Here is a 16,718-nt window from a genome sequence, read left to right as displayed (position 1 = left end):
CGTGGAGCGCATGGAACGCTCCGAGCTGGTCGCCCTGTTGAGCCCGGAGGGCCTGCGGCTGCTCGACTCCCTGCCGCCGTACAACAGCGAGCGGGACGTGCTCGCCATCGTGAGCGACCTCCGCAAGCAGGGTCACTCCCCCGCGCTGGTCGCGGCCGTCCTCACGCAGTCGAAGCTGCGCCGGAAGGCTGTGGCGAAGTTCGGCGACTTCGCGTCGCAGATGCTCTTCACCGAGGCGGGACTGGAGCAGGCCACCCGCCTGCCCGTCGCCGCGCGCCACGCCGGCCGCTTCCGCGCTGCGGGCATCCGGCGCGTCGCCGACCTCGGCTGCGGCATCGGCGGCGACGCGCTCGCCCTCGCCGCCCTCGAACTCGACGTCCTGGCGATCGAGGCCGACGAGGTGACCGCGGCCATCGCCTCCTTCAACCTGGCACCGTTCCCCAGCGCTCGGGTCGAGCAGCAGCGCGCCGAAGACGTCGACCTGCGCGAGATCGACGGCGTCTTCCTCGACCCGGCGCGGCGGACCGCCGGGCACACCCAGACGGAACGCCTCGCCGACCCCGACGACTACACGCCGTCGCTCGGCTTCGCGTACGAGCTCGCCACCGGCCGATCCGTTGGCCTGAAGCTCGGTCCGGGATTCGACCGCGACCTCATCCCCTCGACTGCGGAGGCGCAGTGGGTCTCCGCCGACGGGCAGGTCGTCGAGCTGGGGCTCTGGTTCGGCGCGCTCGCCCGCCCGGGCATCCACCGGGCAGCACTGGTGCTCCGTGGCGAGCAGGCCGATGAGCTGACGGCCGACGCGGACAGCCCCGACGAGGAGACCGGCCCGCTCGGAGAATACCTGTACGAGCCGGATGGCGCGGTCATCCGGGCGCGTCTCATCGGTGACCTCGCACGCAGGCTGGGAGGCAGGATGCTCTCGGAGCAGATCGCCTACATCACCGCCGACCAGCCTGCGGGGACGCCGTTCGCCGCCGGTTTCCGCGTGCTCGAGACGCTCCCCTACGCCGAGAAGGACCTCAAGAAAGCTCTCCGTCAGCGTGGCATCGGCACCCTCGAGATCAAGAAGCGGGGAGTGGATGTGGACCCCGCCGCACTGCGTCGCAGGCTGGGCCTCAACGGCGACCGCCCGGCGACCCTGATCCTCACCAGGGTCGCCGGGCGGCACACGGCGCTGCTCGCCGAACGGCTGTGAGGCCGTCGGCGAACCGCTTCACAGGGCTCTGATCAGTACGTGCCCTGGTAGTTCGCGATGCTCGCGAAGATGATCGCGAGGAAGATCCAGTAGATGATCGCGATCGCGATGCTCACGAAGCCGAGGATGATGCCGGTGAGCCAGAAGCCCTTGGCCTGCGGCTCCTTGTTGCGGCCGATGAAGCCGAGCACGACCGCCGCGATGCCGAACAGGAAGCCGATGCCCCAGGCGATGTTGAGCACGATGCCGAGGATGCCGCCGACGAGCGACAGGATGCTCAGGATCGGCGACTTGGCCGCGGGCTGCCCGTACGGCTGGGTGTAGCCCGGAGCAGGCTGGCCGTATGCCGGCTGGCCGTACGGCTGCTGACCGGGCTGGCCCGGCTGCTGGCCGTAGGGCTGCTGGTACTGCTGACCGTAACCCGGGGCCGGCGGGTGCTGACCGTACCCCGGCGCGGGCGGCTGCTGGCCGTATCCCGGAGCCGGCGGCTGCTGCCCGTAGTCGGGTGCCGGCGGCTGCTGACCGTAGCCCGGCGCGGGCGGCGGCACGGCCCCCGTGTCGGACACGGGCGGGGCGGGCGGCGGCGGCGGGACCGATCCGTTCTGCGAGTTCGGGTCCGTCGGTTCGACGGGGGCGTTCGGGTCGGTCATGAGACCCATCTCCTTCGGTGCGGGAAGCTGGTGGTCGGCGCCTCAGCGGAAACGGATTTCCTGAGAGAACGCTGTATCACACCCATCGTGGCAGGGGGTCCGGGAGAGTGTCAACGCACCACTCAGGCGGTGACCTGAATCTCCGTCACCGGGAGCGTGGAGTCCGCCGAGAAGGTGAGCTCGCTCGGGCCGTGACCCGCCATGATCAGCTGCGCCCCCAGCGCCGCGATCATCGCGCCGTTGTCCGTGCACAGCGAAAGAGCCGGGATGCGCAGCGCGACACCGGCTTCGGCCGCCCGCGCGATGGCGAGCTGGCGCACCCGGGCGTTCGCCACGACACCGCCGCCGAGCAGCAGCCGGGGCACGTCGTGATCGCGGCACGCGGCGAGCGCCTTCGTGATCAGCACGTCCGCCACCGCCTCCCGGAACGACGCCGCGACATCGGCGACCGGCACCTCTTCACCGGCGTCCTGACGCTGCTCGACCCAGCGCGCGACCGCGGTCTTGAGCCCGGAGAAGGAGAAGTCGTACCGGTGCTTCTCCAGGTCCTTCGGCCGGGTCAGCCCGCGCGGGAAGCGGATCGCCTTCGGGTCGCCGTCCGCGGCGACGCGGTCGATCTGCGGGCCGCCGGGATACGGCAGGCCGAGCACGCGCGCGACCTTGTCGAACGCCTCGCCGGCTGCGTCGTCGATGGTCTCGCCGAGCAGCTCGACGTCCGAGACGAGGTCGCGGACGAGCAGCAGGGAGGTGTGGCCGCCGGAGACGAGCAGGGCGATCGTCGGCAGTTCGACGGGATGCCCCGGGCCGCCCTGCGCGTCGAGCAGGTCGGCGCCGACGTGACCGACGAGGTGGTTGACGGCGTACAGCGGCTTGCCGAGGGAGACGGCGAGCGCCTTCGCCGCACCGACGCCGACCATGAGCGCACCCGAGAGTCCAGGGCCGCTGGTCACCGCGATGGCGTCGACGTCGGCCACCTCGATCCCGGCGTCCGCCACCGCGGTGCGCAGCGTCGGCTCGAGCGCCTCCAGATGTGCGCGGGCGGCGACCTCCGGGACGACGCCGCCGTAGCGGGCGTGCTCCTCCATCGACGACGCGATCGTGTTGGCGAGCAGCGTCGTGCCGCGGACGATGCCCACACCGGTCTCGTCGCACGACGTCTCGATGCCGAGCACGAGCGGCTCCTTGACGGATACCGGATCGAGGCGAGGGGATGCTGCACTGGTCATGCGACGGTGGTCTCCGGGCTGGGGACGGCGAGACGCATGACGATCGCATCCACACCGTCCGGCTGGTAGTACTTCGGGCGAACGCCGATCTCCTCGAAACCGAGGTCGCGGTAGAGGGTCTGGGCGCCCGGGTTGTCGGCGCGCACCTCGAGGAAGACTTCGCGGGCGCCGCGATTCCGCGCCTCGGTGATCAGGGCGAGCATGAGCTGACGACCCAGCCCACGGCGGCGGGCGTGCGGGGCGACCGCGATGGTCTGGATGTCGCCCTCTCCTCCCCCGCGCGGCGCGAGGAGTCCGGCATACCCGGCGAGGCGATCGGGCGACTCCGGCGCGAAGGCGACGAGGTAGTAGCCGTGCTCGCCGGCGACCTCGGAGCGCATGGAGCGCTCCGACCAGGCGTCGTTCTCGAAGACGCTGCGCTCCAGCTCCATGATCGCCGGCACGTCGGCGGGTTCGGCGCGGCGCAGCAGGTGCACGGTGCGAGCCGGATCGGTCACGCCGTCACCCGCTTCGGTCCGGCGGACGGCGTCACGTCCGGCGAGCGCAGGTAGAGGGCGACATCCGGGTCCATGGGCAGGCGGTTCGCGTAGCGCAGCTCGGCGATCATGCCGAGGCGGCCGGCGGGGACGACGTCGGCGTCGACTCGAGCGACATCGGGATGCGGCAGCTCGTCCGGCCGGGCGAGGCCCGGCCCGTCGAGGCGGATCGGGAGACCGAAGCCGTCAACGCCCGAGTAGGCCGTCCAGTAGCGTTCGCGGCGCCGGGCGTCGGTCACGATCAGCAGCGGCCCCTCGTGGCCGGACGCGTAGCGGTCGTAGGCGGCGGCGTCATGACTGACGACGGGGACGAGCGGCTTCCCCGCGCCGATCGCGAACGCCTTCGCCGCGGCGATGCCGACCCGGAGTCCCGTGAATGGACCCGGCCCCATCCCGGCGACGACGCCCGACAGAGCGCGCACCTCGATTCCGGCCACGGTCAGCGCCTCGTCGATCAGCGTGCCGATCACCTCGGCGTGACGCATCGTGTCGGTCTCGATGATCTCCGAGAGCACCCCGCCCTCCCGGTCGACCACGGCGACGCTGGTCCCGGCGGACGTGTCGATGGCGAGCAGCATGCATCCAGCCTAAGCGGGATCGGCGGGCGAGGAGCCCCCGGGCGGCGCCCAGCGCGGACCGAACCCGGTCAGCGTGACGGTACGCGGTTCGTCCGTGTCGTCGACCGCCTCGTCCGCGGCAGCCGCGCCCTCCGCCGCTCCGGTCGGCCGCTCGATCGCGACCTCGAGCCACGACTCGGCGACGCCGTCGAGCATCCCCGCGCCCCACTCCACCACGACGACCGAGCGCGCGAAGTCGATGTCGAGGTCGTCGAGTTCGAGCGCGCTCGACAGGCGGTACGCGTCGACGTGGACGAGCGACGCACCCCCGGAGAGGCTGGGATGCGTCCGGGCGAGCACGAAAGTCGGGCTGGTCACCGGGCCGCGCACGTCCAGTCCTTCCCCGATCCCGCGCGTCAGCGTCGTCTTACCCGCCCCGAGCGGACCGGACAGGATGACGAGGTCGCCCGCCCGCAGGACCCCGGCCAGCTCCCGGCCGAGTTCGTGCATCTCGTCCGCCGTGGCGACCCGCCGGACGGCGGGCACCTGCAGCGCGTTCGTCATCGGCCGCCTCCGGTGTAGCTCCGTCTCAGTCGTCCGCCGAGCCGGGTCACGATCTCGTAGTTGATGGTGTCGGCGGCCTCGGCCCAGTCGTCCGCACCCGGTACGCCGGTCGCGGGGTCGCCGAACAGGACGACTTCGTCGCCGACCGCCACGTCCAGGTCGCCGACGTCGACAACGAACTGGTCCATGGCGACGCGCCCGCTGATCCGGAACGTGCGGCCACCGATCGCGACCGGACCGCGGTTGGACGCGTGACGCGGGATGCCCTCTGCATAGCCGAGGGGGACGAGGACGAGCGTCGTCTCCTTCTCGGTGCGGTACGTGTAGTCGTAGGAGACGCCTGTGCCCGCGGGCACGCGCCGGACCGCGGCCACCCGCCCGCGCAGCGTCATCGAGGGACGCAGCCCGAGCTCGACGGCCGACTCCCGGCCGAAGGGCGACAGTCCGTACACGGCGATGCCGAGACGGACGAGGTCGAACCGCGACTCCGGCAGTGAGAGGGCGGCCGCACTGGCCGCGATGTGCCGCAGCTCGGGATCGAGTCCGACGGCGGATGCGCGATCGAGCGCACGTTCGAACGCGGCGATCGCGGCGCGGTCGTCCTCCGGCGACGCGTTGGAGAGGTGCGAAAAGATACCGCGGACACGGACGACACCCGCGACCTCGAGCTCACGTGCCCGCGCGACCACCGCATCCCACTCGGACTCCGGGACGCCGTTGCGGCTCAGTCCGGTCTCGATCTTGAGCTGGACGAAGACCGGCCGGTCGCCCCTGGCTGCGGCCGCTGCGGCCTCCAGCTGGACGCGGGACGAGATCCCGAGGTCGAGGTCGGCGCGGACGGCGTCGGCGAAGTCGTCGTCGGGGTCGTGCAGCCACGCGAGCACGGGCGCGGTGATGCCGGCCTCCCGCAGCGCGAGGCCCTCGGAGATCTCGGCGACGCCGAGCCAGTCCGCCCCGCCGGCGAGCGCAGCACGGGCGCACTCGACGGCTCCGTGTCCGTACGCGTCGGCCTTCACGACCGCCATGACGTGCGGTGTGCCGACGAGCTCGCGCAGGCGCGCGACGTTGGCGCTCACCGCATCCAGGTCGACGACCCGCTCGCGGAACACCGCGGTCACGGCGCGCACTCCGTCACGACGAACGCCGTCGCGACGCCGGCGTCATGCGTCATCGACACGTGGATGCGCACGATGCCGCTCTCGCGGACCTGTGCCTCGACGACGTTGTGCAGCACGAAACCGGGGTTCCTCTCCTCGTCGGGGACGATCTCCATGTCGTGCCAGCGCACGCCCTCGGACCCGCCGAGCGCCTTGATCAGCGCCTCTTTCGCGGCGAACCGGGCCGCGAGCGAGTGCACGGGGAGCAGGCGCTCCGCCTCGGTGAACAGCCGGTCGCGCAGCTTCGGCGTGCGGGCGATCGACCGCTCGAAGCGTGCCAGATCGACCACGTCGACCCCGATGCCGGCGATCACGGCGTCACTCGACGGTGACGGACTTGGCCAGGTTGCGCGGCTGGTCGACGTCGAGGCCCTTCGCCGCCGACAGCTCCATGGCGAAAATCTGCAGCGGGACGACCGCGAGCAGCGGCTCGAAGAGCGGCGCGGCCAGCGGGATGCGGATGACCTCGTCGGCGAACGGCAGCACTGCGGCGTCTCCGGCCTCGGCGATCGCGATGACGCGCGCGCCGCGGGCGCGGATCTCCTGGATGTTCGAGACGACCTTCTTGTGCAGCTCGTCCGACCAGCGGGGGCTGGGCACGACGACGAACACCGGCTGACCCGGCTCGATCAGGGCGATCGGTCCGTGCTTCAGCTCGCCTGCCGCAAAGCCCTCGGCGTGGATGTACGCGAGCTCCTTGAGCTTCAGCGCACCTTCCAGCGCGATCGGGTAGCCGACGTGACGGCCGAGGAAGAGCACCGCGCGGGTGTCCGACATCCACTTGGCCAGCTGGGCGATCTCGGCGTGCGACTCGAGCACCGTGGCGATCTTCGCGGGCACCTCCTGCAGCTCCTCGATCGCGTCGCGCTGCTGGGCGGCGCTGAGGGTTCCGCGGACGCGCGCAAGGTGGAGTCCGAACAGGTACAGCGCGGTGATCTGGGCGACGAAGGCCTTCGTCGACGCGACGGCGACCTCCGGTCCTGCGTGCGTGTAGAGCGCGGCGTCGGATTCGCGTGGGATGGTCGCGCCCTGCGTGTTGCAGACCGAGATGGCCTTCGCGCCGCCCTCGCGGGCGTACTTGACGGCCATCAGCGTGTCCATCGTCTCGCCCGACTGGCTGATCGAGATCACCAGGGTGCCGTCGGTGAGCACGGGCTCCCGGTAGCGGAACTCGTGGCTCAGCTCGACCGTGACGGGCACACGCGCCCACTTCTCGATCGCGTAGCTGCCCACCAGGCCCGCGTACGCGGCGGTGCCGCACGCGATGATCGTGATGCGGTCGATACCGGCGAAGTAGTCGTCGCCGAGCGCGTCGAGCTCGGGGATGTGAACCGTGCCGTCGACGAGGCGGCCGCGCAGGGTGTTGGCCACCGCATCCGGCTCTTCGGCGATCTCCTTGGCCATGAACGACGACCAGCCGCCCTTCTCGGCGGCGGAAGCGTCCCACGCGACCTCGAACGGCTCGACCTCGACGGGCGCGCCGGCGAAGTCGGTGACCGTGACGCTGTCCGGAGTGATGGTCACGATCTGGTCCTGGCCGATCGCCATCGCCTTCCGGGTGTGCTCGACGAACGCGGCGACATCCGAACCGAGGAAGTTCTCGCCCTCGCCGAGCCCGATGACGAGCGGCGAGTTGCGGCGCGCGCCGACGACGACGTGCGGCTGGTCCTGGTGCATCGCGAGGAGGGTGAATGCGCCCTCCAGGCGCGAGACGACGCTCTGGAACGCCTCCGGCAGGTCGCCCGTCCGGCGGTACTCGCGGCCGAGCAGAACGGCTGCGACCTCGGTGTCGGTCTCGGACTCGAAGGCGAAGCCGTCGGCGAGCAGCTCGTCCTTCAGCGTCGCGAAGTTCTCGATGATGCCGTTGTGGATGACGGCCAGGCGACCGTCGTCGCCGAGGTGCGGGTGCGCGTTCACGTCGGTCGGTCCGCCGTGCGTCGCCCAGCGGGTGTGACCGATACCGGTCTGCCCGTTCGGGATGGGGTGCTCCTGCAGGTCTTCGGTCAGCACCGAGAGCTTGCCCGCCTTCTTGGCGGTGCCGAGAGCTCCGTCCGGCCCGATCACGGCGATGCCCGCGGAGTCGTATCCGCGGTACTCCAAACGCTTCAGACCGCCGAGAAGCACTTCGAGGCTCTTGTCGGTACCGACGTACCCCACGATTCCACACATGGGCTCGAGTCTATCGTGGGCTGAAATGGGAGCCCGCTTGGAGCGCCCCCCTAGAATTGGTGGCCTATGCTTCCGAACGGCGACTCCTCCACCCCCTTCGTCGAGCTGAGCAGGGCCGACTGGGCGGAACTGGCGGAGAACACCCGCCTGCCCCTGCAGGAGACGGAGATCGTCCAGCTCCGCGGCCTCGGCGATCCGCTCGACATGCGCGAAGTGTCGGAGGTCTACCTCCCGCTCAGCCGCCTCCTCAATCTGTACGTGGGCGGCGCGAAGCAGCTGCACCGGGTGACGAGCGACTTCCTCGGCGAGCGAGCGGCCAGCACGCCGTTCGTCATCGGCGTCGCGGGCTCGGTCGCCGTCGGCAAGTCGACCATCGCGCGCCTCCTGCGCGAGCTGCTGTCGCGCTGGGACGACACCCCGCGCGTCGAACTGGTGACGACGGACGGCTTCCTTCTTCCCAACGCCGAACTCGAGCGCCGTGGCCTGATGGAGCGGAAGGGCTTCCCCGAGTCGTACGACCGACGGGCGCTCCTGCGTTTCGTCACGGCCATCAAGAGCGGCGCCCCGGAGGTCCGGGCCCCCTTCTACTCGCACCTCAGCTACGACATCGTTCCGGATGCGGAGATCGTCGTCCGGCGGCCGGACGTCCTCATCGTCGAGGGCCTCAATGTGCTGCAGCCGGCTGGCGGCGGCAACCGGCTCGCCGTGAGCGACCTGTTCGACTTCAGCGTCTACGTGGATGCGCGCACCCGCGACATCGCCCACTGGTACGAGGAGCGCTTCCTGAAGCTGCAGCGCGGTGCGTTCGCCAATCCGAAGTCGTACTTCCACCGCTATGCGCAGCTGACGGAGGAGCAGGCGCGCGCGCGGGCCGCATCCATCTGGACCGCGATCAACGAGCCCAACCTGCTGCAGAACATCCGGCCGACGCGCTCCCGCGCCAAGCTGGTGCTGCGCAAGGACGCCGATCACGCGGTCAGCTCGGTTCTGCTGCGGAAGCTCTGATCTGGCCTCTAGACCTCAAGCATGCATAAATGAGGTCGTGATGCTCTGGCCATGCATGCATACGACCCGTAAGCATGAGGCATGCCAGCTCCACGTTCTCGCGCCGCCGAGCTCTTCGGGCAGCGGGTTCGTGAGGCACGGATCGCGCTCGGGATGAGCCAGGAGGACATCGCCAACCTGGCTGACATGCACGTGACGAACTACGGGCGGGTCGAGCGCGGCGAGGCGAACTCCGAACTGCACACGATCGTCCGCATCGCCACCGCGCTCGACGTCGACCCGGGAACCCTGATGGCGGGACTGTACGGCACCGAGATGCTGCCCGACCGGTCACGCGCTTACTCCGTGGCGGACTTCCTCGCGGCGCGCCGCGCGCACGAGACGCGCTGACGCGAGAGACGCGGACGCTTACTGTCTAGAGAGCCAGGCGCTCCCGCACGACATCGGCGAGCTCGTTCGCCAGGCGCTCTGCCGTGACATGGTCCGCGGCCTCGACCATGACGCGGACGAGGGGCTCGGTACCCGACGGGCGCAGCAGCACGCGTCCGGTGTCGCCGAGGGCGCTCTCCGCCGTCTGCACGGCGGTGCGGAGTCCCTCATCGGTGTGCACCGCGTGGTGGTCGACGTTCTTCACGTTCACCATCACCTGCGGGTATACCGTCATGACCGTGGCGAGCTCCGCCAGCGTCTTGCCCTGGCGCGCCATCTCGCTGAGGAGGTGGAGCCCGGTGAGGATGCCGTCACCCGTCGTCGCGAACTCGCGCATGATGACGTGGCCGGACTGCTCTCCGCCGAGGGAGTAGTCGTGCTCGTTCATCTCCTCGAGCACGTAGCGGTCGCCGACCGCGGTCTCGACCATCCGGATGCCGTGGTCGCGCATGGCGAGCTTCAGGCCCAGGTTGCTCATCACCGTAGCGACGAGGGTGTCGTCGCGCAGCTTGCCGCGCTCCTTCATGCCGACCGCGAGGATCGCCATGATCTGGTCGCCGTCGACGACGTTGCCGTCGGCGTCGATCGCGAGGCAGCGGTCCGCGTCGCCGTCGTGGGCGATGCCGACGTCGGCGCCGGCCGCGAGCACGGCCTTCGCGAGGTTGTCCAGGTGTGTGGAGCCGACACCGTCGTTGATGTTCATGCCGTCCGGCGCGTCGCCGATGACGGTCACTCGCGCTCCCGCGTCGGTGAACACCTCGGGCGAGATCCCCGCCGCCGCGCCGTGGGCGCAGTCGAGGACGACGTGGATACCGTCGAGGCGGTGCGGGAGGCTGCCGAGGAGGTGGAGGACGTAGCGGTCCTCCGCGTCGGCGAAGCGTCGGATGCGGCCGACGTCGGCGCCGGTCGGGGTCAGCTTCTCGAGGTCGAGGTGCTGCTCGATGCGGTCCTCGACGACGTCGGGGAGTTTGGTGCCGCCGCGGGCGAAGATCTTGATCCCGTTGTCCGGTGCCGGGTTGTGCGACGCCGACACCATCACACCGAAGTCTGCGTCGAAGTCGGCGATGAGGAACGCCGCTGCGGGCGTGGGGATGACTCCCGCGTCGTACACGTCGATGCCCGAGCTGGCGAGCCCGGCCGCGACGGCGGCGGAGAGGAACTCGCCCGAGACGCGGGGGTCGCGGGCGACGATGGCCGTTGGGCGCTTGCCGGCGGCGCGGCGCGCCTCGGCGCTTCGGCCTTGCGTCAGTACAGCAGCAGCTGACTGCGCAAGGCCGAGCGCCAGGTCGGCGGTGAGACTGCCGTTCGCGAGACCGCGAACGCCGTCGGTTCCGAAGAGGCGTGGCATGGACCGAAGCCTAAACGCTGGCGAGCGTTAGCGCTTGGAGAACTGCGACGCCTTGCGGGCCTTCTTGAGACCGGCCTTCTTGCGCTCGGTGACGCGGGCGTCACGGGTGAGGAAGCCGGCCTTCTTCAGGGTCGGGCGGTTGTTGTCGCGGTCGATCTCGTTGAGAGCGCGCGCGATGGCGAGGCGCAGGGCGCCCGCCTGACCCGAGGGGCCACCGCCGGTGATGCGGGCGACGACGTCATAGGAGCCGATGAGGTCGAGCACCTTGAACGGGTCGTTGATGAGCTGCTGGTGCAGCTTGTTCGGGAAGTAGTCGGCGAACTCACGGCCGTTGACCGTGATGGTGCCGGAACCCGGGACCAGGCGCACGCGCGCGATGGCCTCCTTGCGGCGGCCGACGGCCGCGCCGGGAACAGAGAGGACGGCGCGCGGGGCGGCCGGGGCCTCGGAGGCCGGGGTCTCGGTCGAGTAGGACTCGACGTTCTCGACCTGGGCCGAGTCGATGCTGTCTGCGATCTTCGCCACGGTGGTGATAATCCTTTGTCTCTTTAAGTCGTGAAGGTCTGCGTCGTCGCGCTTACTGGGCGACCTGGCCGAGCGTGTACGGCTTCGGCTGCTGGGCGGCGTGCGGGTGCTCGCTTCCGGTGTAGACCTTCAGCTTGCGGAGCTGGGCGCGGCCGATGGAGTTCTTCGGCAGCATTCCGCGGACGGCCTTCTCGACGGCGCGCACCGGGTTCTTCTCGAGGAGCTCCGAGTACGTGGTCGCCTTCAGTCCGCCCGGGTAGCCCGAGTGGCGGTAGGCCTTCTTCTGCAGAGCCTTCTGACCGGTCAGCGCGACCTTGTCGGCGTTGACGATGATGACGAAGTCACCGCTGTCCATGTGCGGGGCGAAGGTCGGCTTGTGCTTGCCGCGGAGGAGGGCGGCGGTGTGGCTGGCGAGACGGCCGAGCACGACATCGGTCGCGTCGATGACGACCCAGTCGCGCTGGATCTCGTCTGCCTTCGGGGAATAGGTGCGCGTCACAGTAGTGGCTGCTTTCTGTCTCGAACGGAGGTGTTCGTGAATCCCACTCCGTTGGTGGTTCGCTCGCGATGGCGTCGAACCGGACCGGTGGAGGGCTCACGTTCGTGTGTCCGGCCGCAGGGGCCCGGACACCAAAGGTCAATACTACGGGAGCCGGACACGCCCGGTCAAACCGGGAGGGAGATGCCCGCCTGCTGCTCGGAGACCTCCCACACCCGGGCGGCCTCCGCCACATCGCGGAGCGGCGGATACGGTGTCTGCTCCGCCGGAGCACCCCCGAGGTGCCCGGGTCCACTCGGGCCGTACATCCTGCCTCCTTCCGCATCCGGCCCCGTCGCCGCGAGCAGCGCGGGAAGCGCGGCCGTGTCCGGGGTGCCGACCAGGAGGCCGCGGGCGGACAGCCAGCGGATCATGCGGACCGCCCCGGTGTCCGCCGCACGCCCGTACCCGGGCTGCGCGGCAAGCAGGTTGGTGGGAGCGACCCCGGGATGCGCGAGGTTACTGCTGATGCCCCATCCGGCCGCCGCGCTCCGCCGATGGAGCTCCAGCCCGAACAGGCCGAGCGCGATCTTCGAGGAACGGTATGCCGCTTGGGCGCGATACGGCCGCTCGGCGCCGAGGTCGTCCCAGTCGATCGCGCCGCTCCTCGCGACGACGCTCATCTGCGATGTGACCCGCGCTCGCCCCTCCTGGAGCAGCGAGAAGAGGGTTCCCACGAGCGCGACGTGGCCGAGGTGGTTGGTGCCCCACTGCAGCTCGAAGCCGTCGACGGTGGTGCGGCGCTCCGGAGGCGTCATCAGCCCGGCGTTGTTGATGAGGATGTGGACCGGCTGCCCGTCCGCTTGCATCCCCTCGCCGAACGCGGCGACCGAGTCGAGCGAGGCCAGGTCGAGGTCTCGAAGCACCAGCCGCGCATCCGGGACGGTGGAGCGGATCCGATCCGCAACCGCAGCTCCCTTGGCTCGGTCGCGCACCGGCATGACGACCTCCGCGCCCGCCTGCGCAAGCCGTGCCGCGATGACCGTCCCCATGCCGTCGCTGGCCCCGGTGACGACGGCCCGTCTGCCGGTGAGCGGGGGGATGTCGATCTCGATCGTGCGTGCCACGGTGTTCTCCTTCGTTCGGTGACTCCACCCTGAACGCTCGGGCCATCCGTAGCCACGGCCCGGCGATCCGTGGTTACGGAGAGCGCCACACGGTAGACATGAGGGGTGATCGACCGTATCGGACTCGCCGAATTCCTCCGGACCCGGCGCGACCTGCTCCAGCCGGAGGACGTGGGCCTCCCGCGCGGCAGCCGCCGCCGCACGTCCGGGCTGCGGCGCGAGGAGGTGGCCGCCCTGGCGCACATGTCGGTCGACTACTACGCCCGACTGGAGCGGGAGCGAGGTCCCCAGCCGTCCGAGCAGATGCTCGCCTCGATCGCTCAGGGGCTGCATCTCTCCCACGCGGAGCGCGATCACCTGTTCCGTCTCGCCGGCCATACCCCGCCCGCGCAGGGCTCGGAGAGCGAGCATGTGAGCCCCGGCCTGCTGCGCGTGCTCGATCGGCTCGACGACACCCCGGCCGAGATCGTGACCGAAGTAGGAGAGACGCTGCGGCAGAGCAGGATGGGCGTGGCCTTGACCGGTGATACGGCGTCGCTCCGCGGGCCGGAGCGCAGCCTCGGAGTGCGATGGTTCACCGACCCGGGTTCGCGCAGCTTGTACGCCCCTCGCGACCACGACTTCCTGAGCCGAATGTTCGCCTCCGGCCTGCGCGAGGTCGTGACAGTGCGCGGTCCCGGCTCGCGGGCGGCCGCTCTGGCGGACTACGTCCTCGACCGCAGTGCCGAGTTCCGGACCCTCTGGGCGGCGCACGAGGTCGGGCTCCGGCCGAAGGAGGTCAAGCATTTCGCGCATCCGGAGGTCGGGGAACTCGAACTGCACTGCCAGCAGCTCGTCGACCCGGGTCACGCGCACTCGCTGCTCGTCTACACCGCGATACCGGGCAGCGAGTCCGCGGAGAAGCTGCGCCTGCTGTCGGTGATCGGAGCCCAGACCCTCCAGGGCGGGCTGACCCGCACTCAGCCCCAGGGCTGAAACCTCGCCCGATCACGCGCACAATCGGCGGCCTCACCCTAGCGTTGCCCGTATGAGTCCGATCCTGACGCGCAGCCGGTGGCTGTTGGAGCCCGCCCTCGCCGTGACGTTCTTCGTGTTCTGGGCGCTGACGGAAGCGGGCCGCAACCAGCTCCTGCCGTCCGCCCTCCGCGCCACCGTTCCGTTCTGGGCCGCGCTGCTCGTGCTCGCGTGCGCCATCGGGCTCTCCCGGCTCAGTCCTGTCGCGGCCATGGCGGCCGGGACCGCGGTGCTCATCGGGCAACTCCTCTTCCCGGCGGGGATCTTCCAGAACGCGGCCATCTACCTCGGTTATGCCGTCATCATCGTCGTCGTGGCCGCCACGGTGCACGGTCGCATGCGGGTCGTCGCCCTCGCCTTCGCCGTCGGGGCGGGAGTGTCCGTTGCGGGCCTCCTGTCCTGGGCCCAGGGGATCGGGCATACCGATGCTGCGATCCGAGTGACATTCTTCGTCGTCTGCGCCGGAGCGGCGGCGTTCGCCTGGGTCATCGGCACCCTCATCGGCGTCTGGATGCGCACGCGGTGGAGCGAGGAGGAGCTCGCGCGCACGACGGCCGAACTCCGCGTCGCGGAGGTCGAGACGATGGTCGCCGGCGAGAGGGAGCGCATCGCCCAGGACGTGCACGACATCATGGCGCACTCCCTGTCGGTCATCCTCGCCCAGGCGGACGGTGCTCGCATGCTCGTGGACGAGCGCCCCGCATCCGTCGCGCCCTCGCTCGCGACCATTGCAGACACCGCGCGAGCGTCGTTGACCGAGGTCCGGGTGCTGATCGAGACCCTCGTCGGCAGTCCCGACGGACCCGTGCATCCCGGCGTGACCGATCTCGACGACCTGGTGGAGCGGATGTCCGACGCCGGCCTCGTGATCTCCGTCGAGCGGTTCGGCGGCGCCGTGGAACTCAGCGCGGCACAGGAACTCGCCGTCTACCGGATCGTCCAGGAGGGCCTCACCAACGCGCTCAAGCACGCCGGCGCCGGTGCACGCGCGCGGCTGGCGTTGGACGAGCGTGAAGACGGCATCGCCCTGTCCCTGGCATCCCGGCCCTCGGTTCCTCGGGATGCCCCTCCGCCCAATCCAGCGGGCCGCGGCCTCATCGGGATGCGCGAGCGCGCCCGGTTCGCCGGAGGCTGGCTCGACGCCGGCGAGGACGAGGACCAGCCGGGCGGGTATCTCGTGACCGCCTACATCCCGGCGACCGGCCGGAATGCGGTGACCGCGTGATCCGGGTCGCGATCGCCGACGATCAGCCGCTGTTCTGCACGGGACTGCAGATGATGATCGAGTCGCAGCCCGATCTCGAGTTCGCCGGCAGCGCCGCGGACGGCGTGCAAGCAATACAGCTGGCCCGGTCCGTACGACCGGATGTGCTGCTCATGGACATCCGGATGCCGGTGCTGGACGGCATCGCAGCGACAGAGGGCATCCGGCGGGAGCACACGGCCCCACTCCCCCGCATCGTCGTCCTCACGACCTTCGAACGCGACGAGGCCGTCGCCGCAGCGCTTCGGGCGGGAGCGGACGGCTTCCTGTTGAAGGATGCGACGCCGGACTTCATCCTGGCCGCCATCCGGACCGTGCACGACGGTCACTCGGTCATCGCACCGAAGGCGACCACGGACCTGTTCCGCACGCTGGCCCGCCGCCGCCCGGAGGCGATCGACGCCCTGTCGGTCCGCGAGAAGGAGGTGTTCCTCCTCGCCGCCCGAGGCCTCAGCAACGGCGAGATCGGCCGGACGGCGTTCATCTCCGAGGCGACCGTCAAGTCGCACGTCCGCAGCATCCTCGCCAAGCTCGGGCTCGCATCACGCGTGCAGCTGGTGGCCTTCGCCTATGAGAACGGGCTCGTGCGGTGAGCGGCGCTCACAGCTCGCGCATCGCGCGCGTTCGCTCCGCACGGAGGGCGAGTTCCGCTCCCTCGGGGTAGCCGACCTCCATCAGGGTGAGGCCGCGGGCCGGCATCACCTTGAAGGCGCTGGTGCGCTGCTTCTCGTCGCGCAGGCTCACCAGGTCGCCGGCGCCGAGCTTGCCCTCGCCGACCTCGACGCATGCCCCCACGAGCGCGCGCACCATGCTGTGGCAGAAGGCGTCGGCCGTGAGCTCGGCGACGAGGACGCCGTCGTCGTCGCGACGCCAGCTGAACGCCTGGAGGGTGCGGATGGTCGTGGCGCCCTCGCGCGCTTTGCAGTAGCTGGCGAAGTCGTGGAGGCCGAGGAGTCCGTGGGCGGCCATGTCCATCGCGTCCACCTCGAGGTTCGCCGACACCCAGGCTGTCCGGTGGCGCTGCAGCGGGTCGCGGAGGGCCGCGCGGTCGGCGACGCGGTACTCGTAACGTCGCCAGAGGGCCGAGAAGCGCGCGTCGAATCCCTCGGGCGCAACGGTCGCGTCGAGCACAACGACGTCGGATACCGGGCCGAGGATGCCGTTCAGCCGCCGGCCGAGCGCCTCCTCCGCGGAGAGCGGCGGACGCCTCCCGTGCGGCTTCCGGAGGACCGCCTCCTGCTCCCGCGACAGGTCGACGTGGGCGACCTGTCCCGCAGCGTGCACGCCCGCATCCGTTCGCCCGGCGACGGTCAGGAGCGGCGGCTCCCCCGCCCGGCGGAAGATCGTCGCGAGACCGTCCTCCAGCGTCCCCTGCACCGTCCGCAGGCCCGGCTGGCGCCCCCAGCCGTTGAAATCCGTGCCCTGGTAGGCGATGTCGAGCCGGTACCGCCTCACCTGATCGGCGGGCACG

The 16,718-nt window shown here is 70.6% G+C and carries 19 protein-coding genes; 6 read left to right on the top strand and 13 right to left on the bottom strand.

Going from position 1 to position 16,718, the window contains the following annotated elements; all coding sequences use genetic code 11:
• The first annotated feature begins 10 nt into the window (after window positions 1-10).
• Window positions 11-1,198 carry an SAM-dependent methyltransferase gene (locus tag ACF1AJ_RS18565; RefSeq protein ID WP_391508664.1) on the top strand — a complete coding sequence of 396 codons (1,188 nt, stop codon included), beginning with the start codon at window positions 11-13 and terminating at the stop codon, window positions 1,196-1,198.
• Window positions 1,199-1,230: 32 nt separating this feature from the next.
• Here the strand turns inward: ACF1AJ_RS18565 and ACF1AJ_RS18560 are convergent, their stop codons facing one another.
• From ACF1AJ_RS18560 to glmS, 8 genes are all read right to left on the bottom strand, one after another.
• Window positions 1,231-1,848, bottom strand: coding sequence for a DUF4190 domain-containing protein (locus tag ACF1AJ_RS18560; RefSeq protein ID WP_391508663.1), 618 nt, complete (start codon window positions 1,846-1,848; stop codon window positions 1,231-1,233).
• A gap of 122 nt (window positions 1,849-1,970) precedes the next feature.
• Window positions 1,971-3,074, bottom strand: coding sequence for a tRNA (adenosine(37)-N6)-threonylcarbamoyltransferase complex transferase subunit TsaD (gene tsaD, locus ACF1AJ_RS18555; RefSeq protein WP_391508662.1), 1,104 nt, complete (start codon window positions 3,072-3,074; stop codon window positions 1,971-1,973).
• A complete protein-coding gene (rimI, locus tag ACF1AJ_RS18550; protein WP_391508661.1) occupies window positions 3,071-3,571 on the bottom strand; it encodes a ribosomal protein S18-alanine N-acetyltransferase in 501 nt (166 codons plus the stop codon). The genes tsaD and rimI overlap by 4 nt, the downstream gene beginning before the upstream one ends.
• On the bottom strand, window positions 3,568-4,188 hold the full coding sequence (tsaB, locus tag ACF1AJ_RS18545; RefSeq protein WP_391508660.1) for a tRNA (adenosine(37)-N6)-threonylcarbamoyltransferase complex dimerization subunit type 1 TsaB: 621 nt from the start codon (window positions 4,186-4,188) through the stop codon (window positions 3,568-3,570). The genes rimI and tsaB overlap by 4 nt, the downstream gene beginning before the upstream one ends.
• Before the next feature lie 9 nt (window positions 4,189-4,197).
• A complete protein-coding gene (gene tsaE, locus ACF1AJ_RS18540) occupies window positions 4,198-4,731 on the bottom strand; it encodes a tRNA (adenosine(37)-N6)-threonylcarbamoyltransferase complex ATPase subunit type 1 TsaE (RefSeq protein ID WP_391508659.1) in 534 nt (177 codons plus the stop codon).
• Complete coding sequence (gene alr / locus ACF1AJ_RS18535; RefSeq protein ID WP_391508658.1) at window positions 4,728-5,858, bottom strand: alanine racemase; 1,131 nt, start codon at window positions 5,856-5,858, stop codon at window positions 4,728-4,730. The genes tsaE and alr overlap by 4 nt, the downstream gene beginning before the upstream one ends.
• A complete protein-coding gene (locus ACF1AJ_RS18530) occupies window positions 5,846-6,202 on the bottom strand; it encodes a holo-ACP synthase (protein ID WP_391508657.1) in 357 nt (118 codons plus the stop codon). The genes alr and ACF1AJ_RS18530 overlap by 13 nt, the downstream gene beginning before the upstream one ends.
• 4 nt (window positions 6,203-6,206) lie before the next feature.
• The gene (gene glmS, locus ACF1AJ_RS18525; protein ID WP_391508656.1) at window positions 6,207-8,057 is read right to left on the bottom strand and encodes a glutamine--fructose-6-phosphate transaminase (isomerizing); all 1,851 of its coding nucleotides are present in this window, start codon (window positions 8,055-8,057) and stop codon (window positions 6,207-6,209) included.
• A 66-nt stretch (window positions 8,058-8,123) separates the two neighbouring features.
• Here glmS and coaA point away from each other — a divergent pair, with 66 nt between their 5' ends.
• Window positions 8,124-9,062, top strand: a complete 939-nt coding sequence (gene coaA, locus ACF1AJ_RS18520; RefSeq protein ID WP_309860999.1) for a type I pantothenate kinase — start codon at window positions 8,124-8,126, stop codon at window positions 9,060-9,062.
• An 81-nt stretch (window positions 9,063-9,143) separates the two neighbouring features.
• The gene (locus tag ACF1AJ_RS18515) at window positions 9,144-9,452 is read left to right on the top strand and encodes a helix-turn-helix domain-containing protein (RefSeq protein WP_029042973.1); all 309 of its coding nucleotides are present in this window, start codon (window positions 9,144-9,146) and stop codon (window positions 9,450-9,452) included.
• A 25-nt stretch (window positions 9,453-9,477) separates the two neighbouring features.
• On the opposite strand, the gene glmM is transcribed toward ACF1AJ_RS18515, so the two are convergent.
• The 4 genes from glmM to ACF1AJ_RS18495 all read right to left on the bottom strand — a co-directional run bounded on the left by glmM (window position 9,478) and on the right by ACF1AJ_RS18495 (window position 12,969).
• Window positions 9,478-10,839, bottom strand: coding sequence for a phosphoglucosamine mutase (glmM, locus tag ACF1AJ_RS18510; protein ID WP_309861005.1), 1,362 nt, complete (start codon window positions 10,837-10,839; stop codon window positions 9,478-9,480).
• Between the two features lie 27 nt (window positions 10,840-10,866).
• Complete coding sequence (gene rpsI / locus ACF1AJ_RS18505) at window positions 10,867-11,364, bottom strand: 30S ribosomal protein S9 (protein ID WP_309861007.1); 498 nt, start codon at window positions 11,362-11,364, stop codon at window positions 10,867-10,869.
• A 52-nt stretch (window positions 11,365-11,416) separates the two neighbouring features.
• Entirely contained in the window at window positions 11,417-11,863 is a 447-nt protein-coding gene (rplM, locus tag ACF1AJ_RS18500; protein ID WP_018191935.1) for a 50S ribosomal protein L13, read from the bottom strand.
• 167 nt (window positions 11,864-12,030) lie between these two features.
• A complete protein-coding gene (locus ACF1AJ_RS18495) occupies window positions 12,031-12,969 on the bottom strand; it encodes an SDR family oxidoreductase (RefSeq protein WP_391508655.1) in 939 nt (312 codons plus the stop codon).
• Between the two features lie 105 nt (window positions 12,970-13,074).
• On the opposite strand from ACF1AJ_RS18495, the gene ACF1AJ_RS18490 reads away from it, so the two are divergent.
• From ACF1AJ_RS18490 to ACF1AJ_RS18480, 3 genes are read left to right on the top strand one after another with little or no spacing between them, the layout of a single operon-like run.
• On the top strand, window positions 13,075-13,944 hold the full coding sequence (locus tag ACF1AJ_RS18490; RefSeq protein ID WP_391508654.1) for a helix-turn-helix transcriptional regulator: 870 nt from the start codon (window positions 13,075-13,077) through the stop codon (window positions 13,942-13,944).
• 52 nt (window positions 13,945-13,996) lie between these two features.
• Window positions 13,997-15,208, top strand: a complete 1,212-nt coding sequence (locus tag ACF1AJ_RS18485) for a sensor histidine kinase (protein ID WP_391508652.1) — start codon at window positions 13,997-13,999, stop codon at window positions 15,206-15,208.
• Window positions 15,205-15,840: a response regulator gene (locus ACF1AJ_RS18480; RefSeq protein ID WP_391508651.1), complete on the top strand. Its 636-nt coding sequence runs from the start codon at window positions 15,205-15,207 to the stop codon at window positions 15,838-15,840. Before ACF1AJ_RS18485 ends, ACF1AJ_RS18480 begins: the two co-directional genes overlap by 4 nt.
• A gap of 7 nt (window positions 15,841-15,847) precedes the next feature.
• Here ACF1AJ_RS18480 and truA read toward each other — a convergent pair whose 3' ends face one another.
• Entirely contained in the window at window positions 15,848-16,717 is an 870-nt protein-coding gene (gene truA, locus ACF1AJ_RS18475) for a tRNA pseudouridine(38-40) synthase TruA (RefSeq protein ID WP_391508789.1), read from the bottom strand.
• Window position 16,718: the final 1 nt, after the last annotated feature.

The sequence above is a fragment of the Leifsonia sp. NPDC014704 genome (assembly GCF_043083605.1).
In the GTDB taxonomy this organism is placed as follows: Bacteria; Actinomycetota; Actinomycetes; order Actinomycetales; family Microbacteriaceae; genus Leifsonia.
Note: the sequence above shows the minus strand (reverse complement) of the source record. Positions and strands in the feature narration are given on the sequence as shown.

Excerpts from the sequence above, each read along its gene's own strand:
- ACF1AJ_RS18560 (WP_391508663.1), bottom strand. The coding sequence starts at position 1,848 with ATGACCGACCCGAACGCCCCCGTCGAACCGACGGACCCGAACTCGCAG.
- glmM (WP_309861005.1), bottom strand. The coding sequence starts at position 10,839 with ATGCCACGCCTCTTCGGAACCGACGGCGTTCGCGGTCTCGCGAACGGC.
- tsaD (WP_391508662.1), bottom strand. The coding sequence starts at position 3,074 with ATGACCAGTGCAGCATCCCCTCGCCTCGATCCGGTATCCGTCAAGGAG.
- ACF1AJ_RS18565 (WP_391508664.1), top strand. The coding sequence starts at position 11 with ATGGAACGCTCCGAGCTGGTCGCCCTGTTGAGCCCGGAGGGCCTGCGG.
- tsaE (WP_391508659.1), bottom strand. The coding sequence starts at position 4,731 with ATGACGAACGCGCTGCAGGTGCCCGCCGTCCGGCGGGTCGCCACGGCG.
- ACF1AJ_RS18515 (WP_029042973.1), top strand. The coding sequence starts at position 9,144 with ATGCCAGCTCCACGTTCTCGCGCCGCCGAGCTCTTCGGGCAGCGGGTT.
- tsaB (WP_391508660.1), bottom strand. The coding sequence starts at position 4,188 with ATGCTGCTCGCCATCGACACGTCCGCCGGGACCAGCGTCGCCGTGGTC.
- ACF1AJ_RS18485 (WP_391508652.1), top strand. The coding sequence starts at position 13,997 with ATGAGTCCGATCCTGACGCGCAGCCGGTGGCTGTTGGAGCCCGCCCTC.
- glmS (WP_391508656.1), bottom strand. The coding sequence starts at position 8,057 with ATGTGTGGAATCGTGGGGTACGTCGGTACCGACAAGAGCCTCGAAGTG.
- coaA (WP_309860999.1), top strand. The coding sequence starts at position 8,124 with ATGCTTCCGAACGGCGACTCCTCCACCCCCTTCGTCGAGCTGAGCAGG.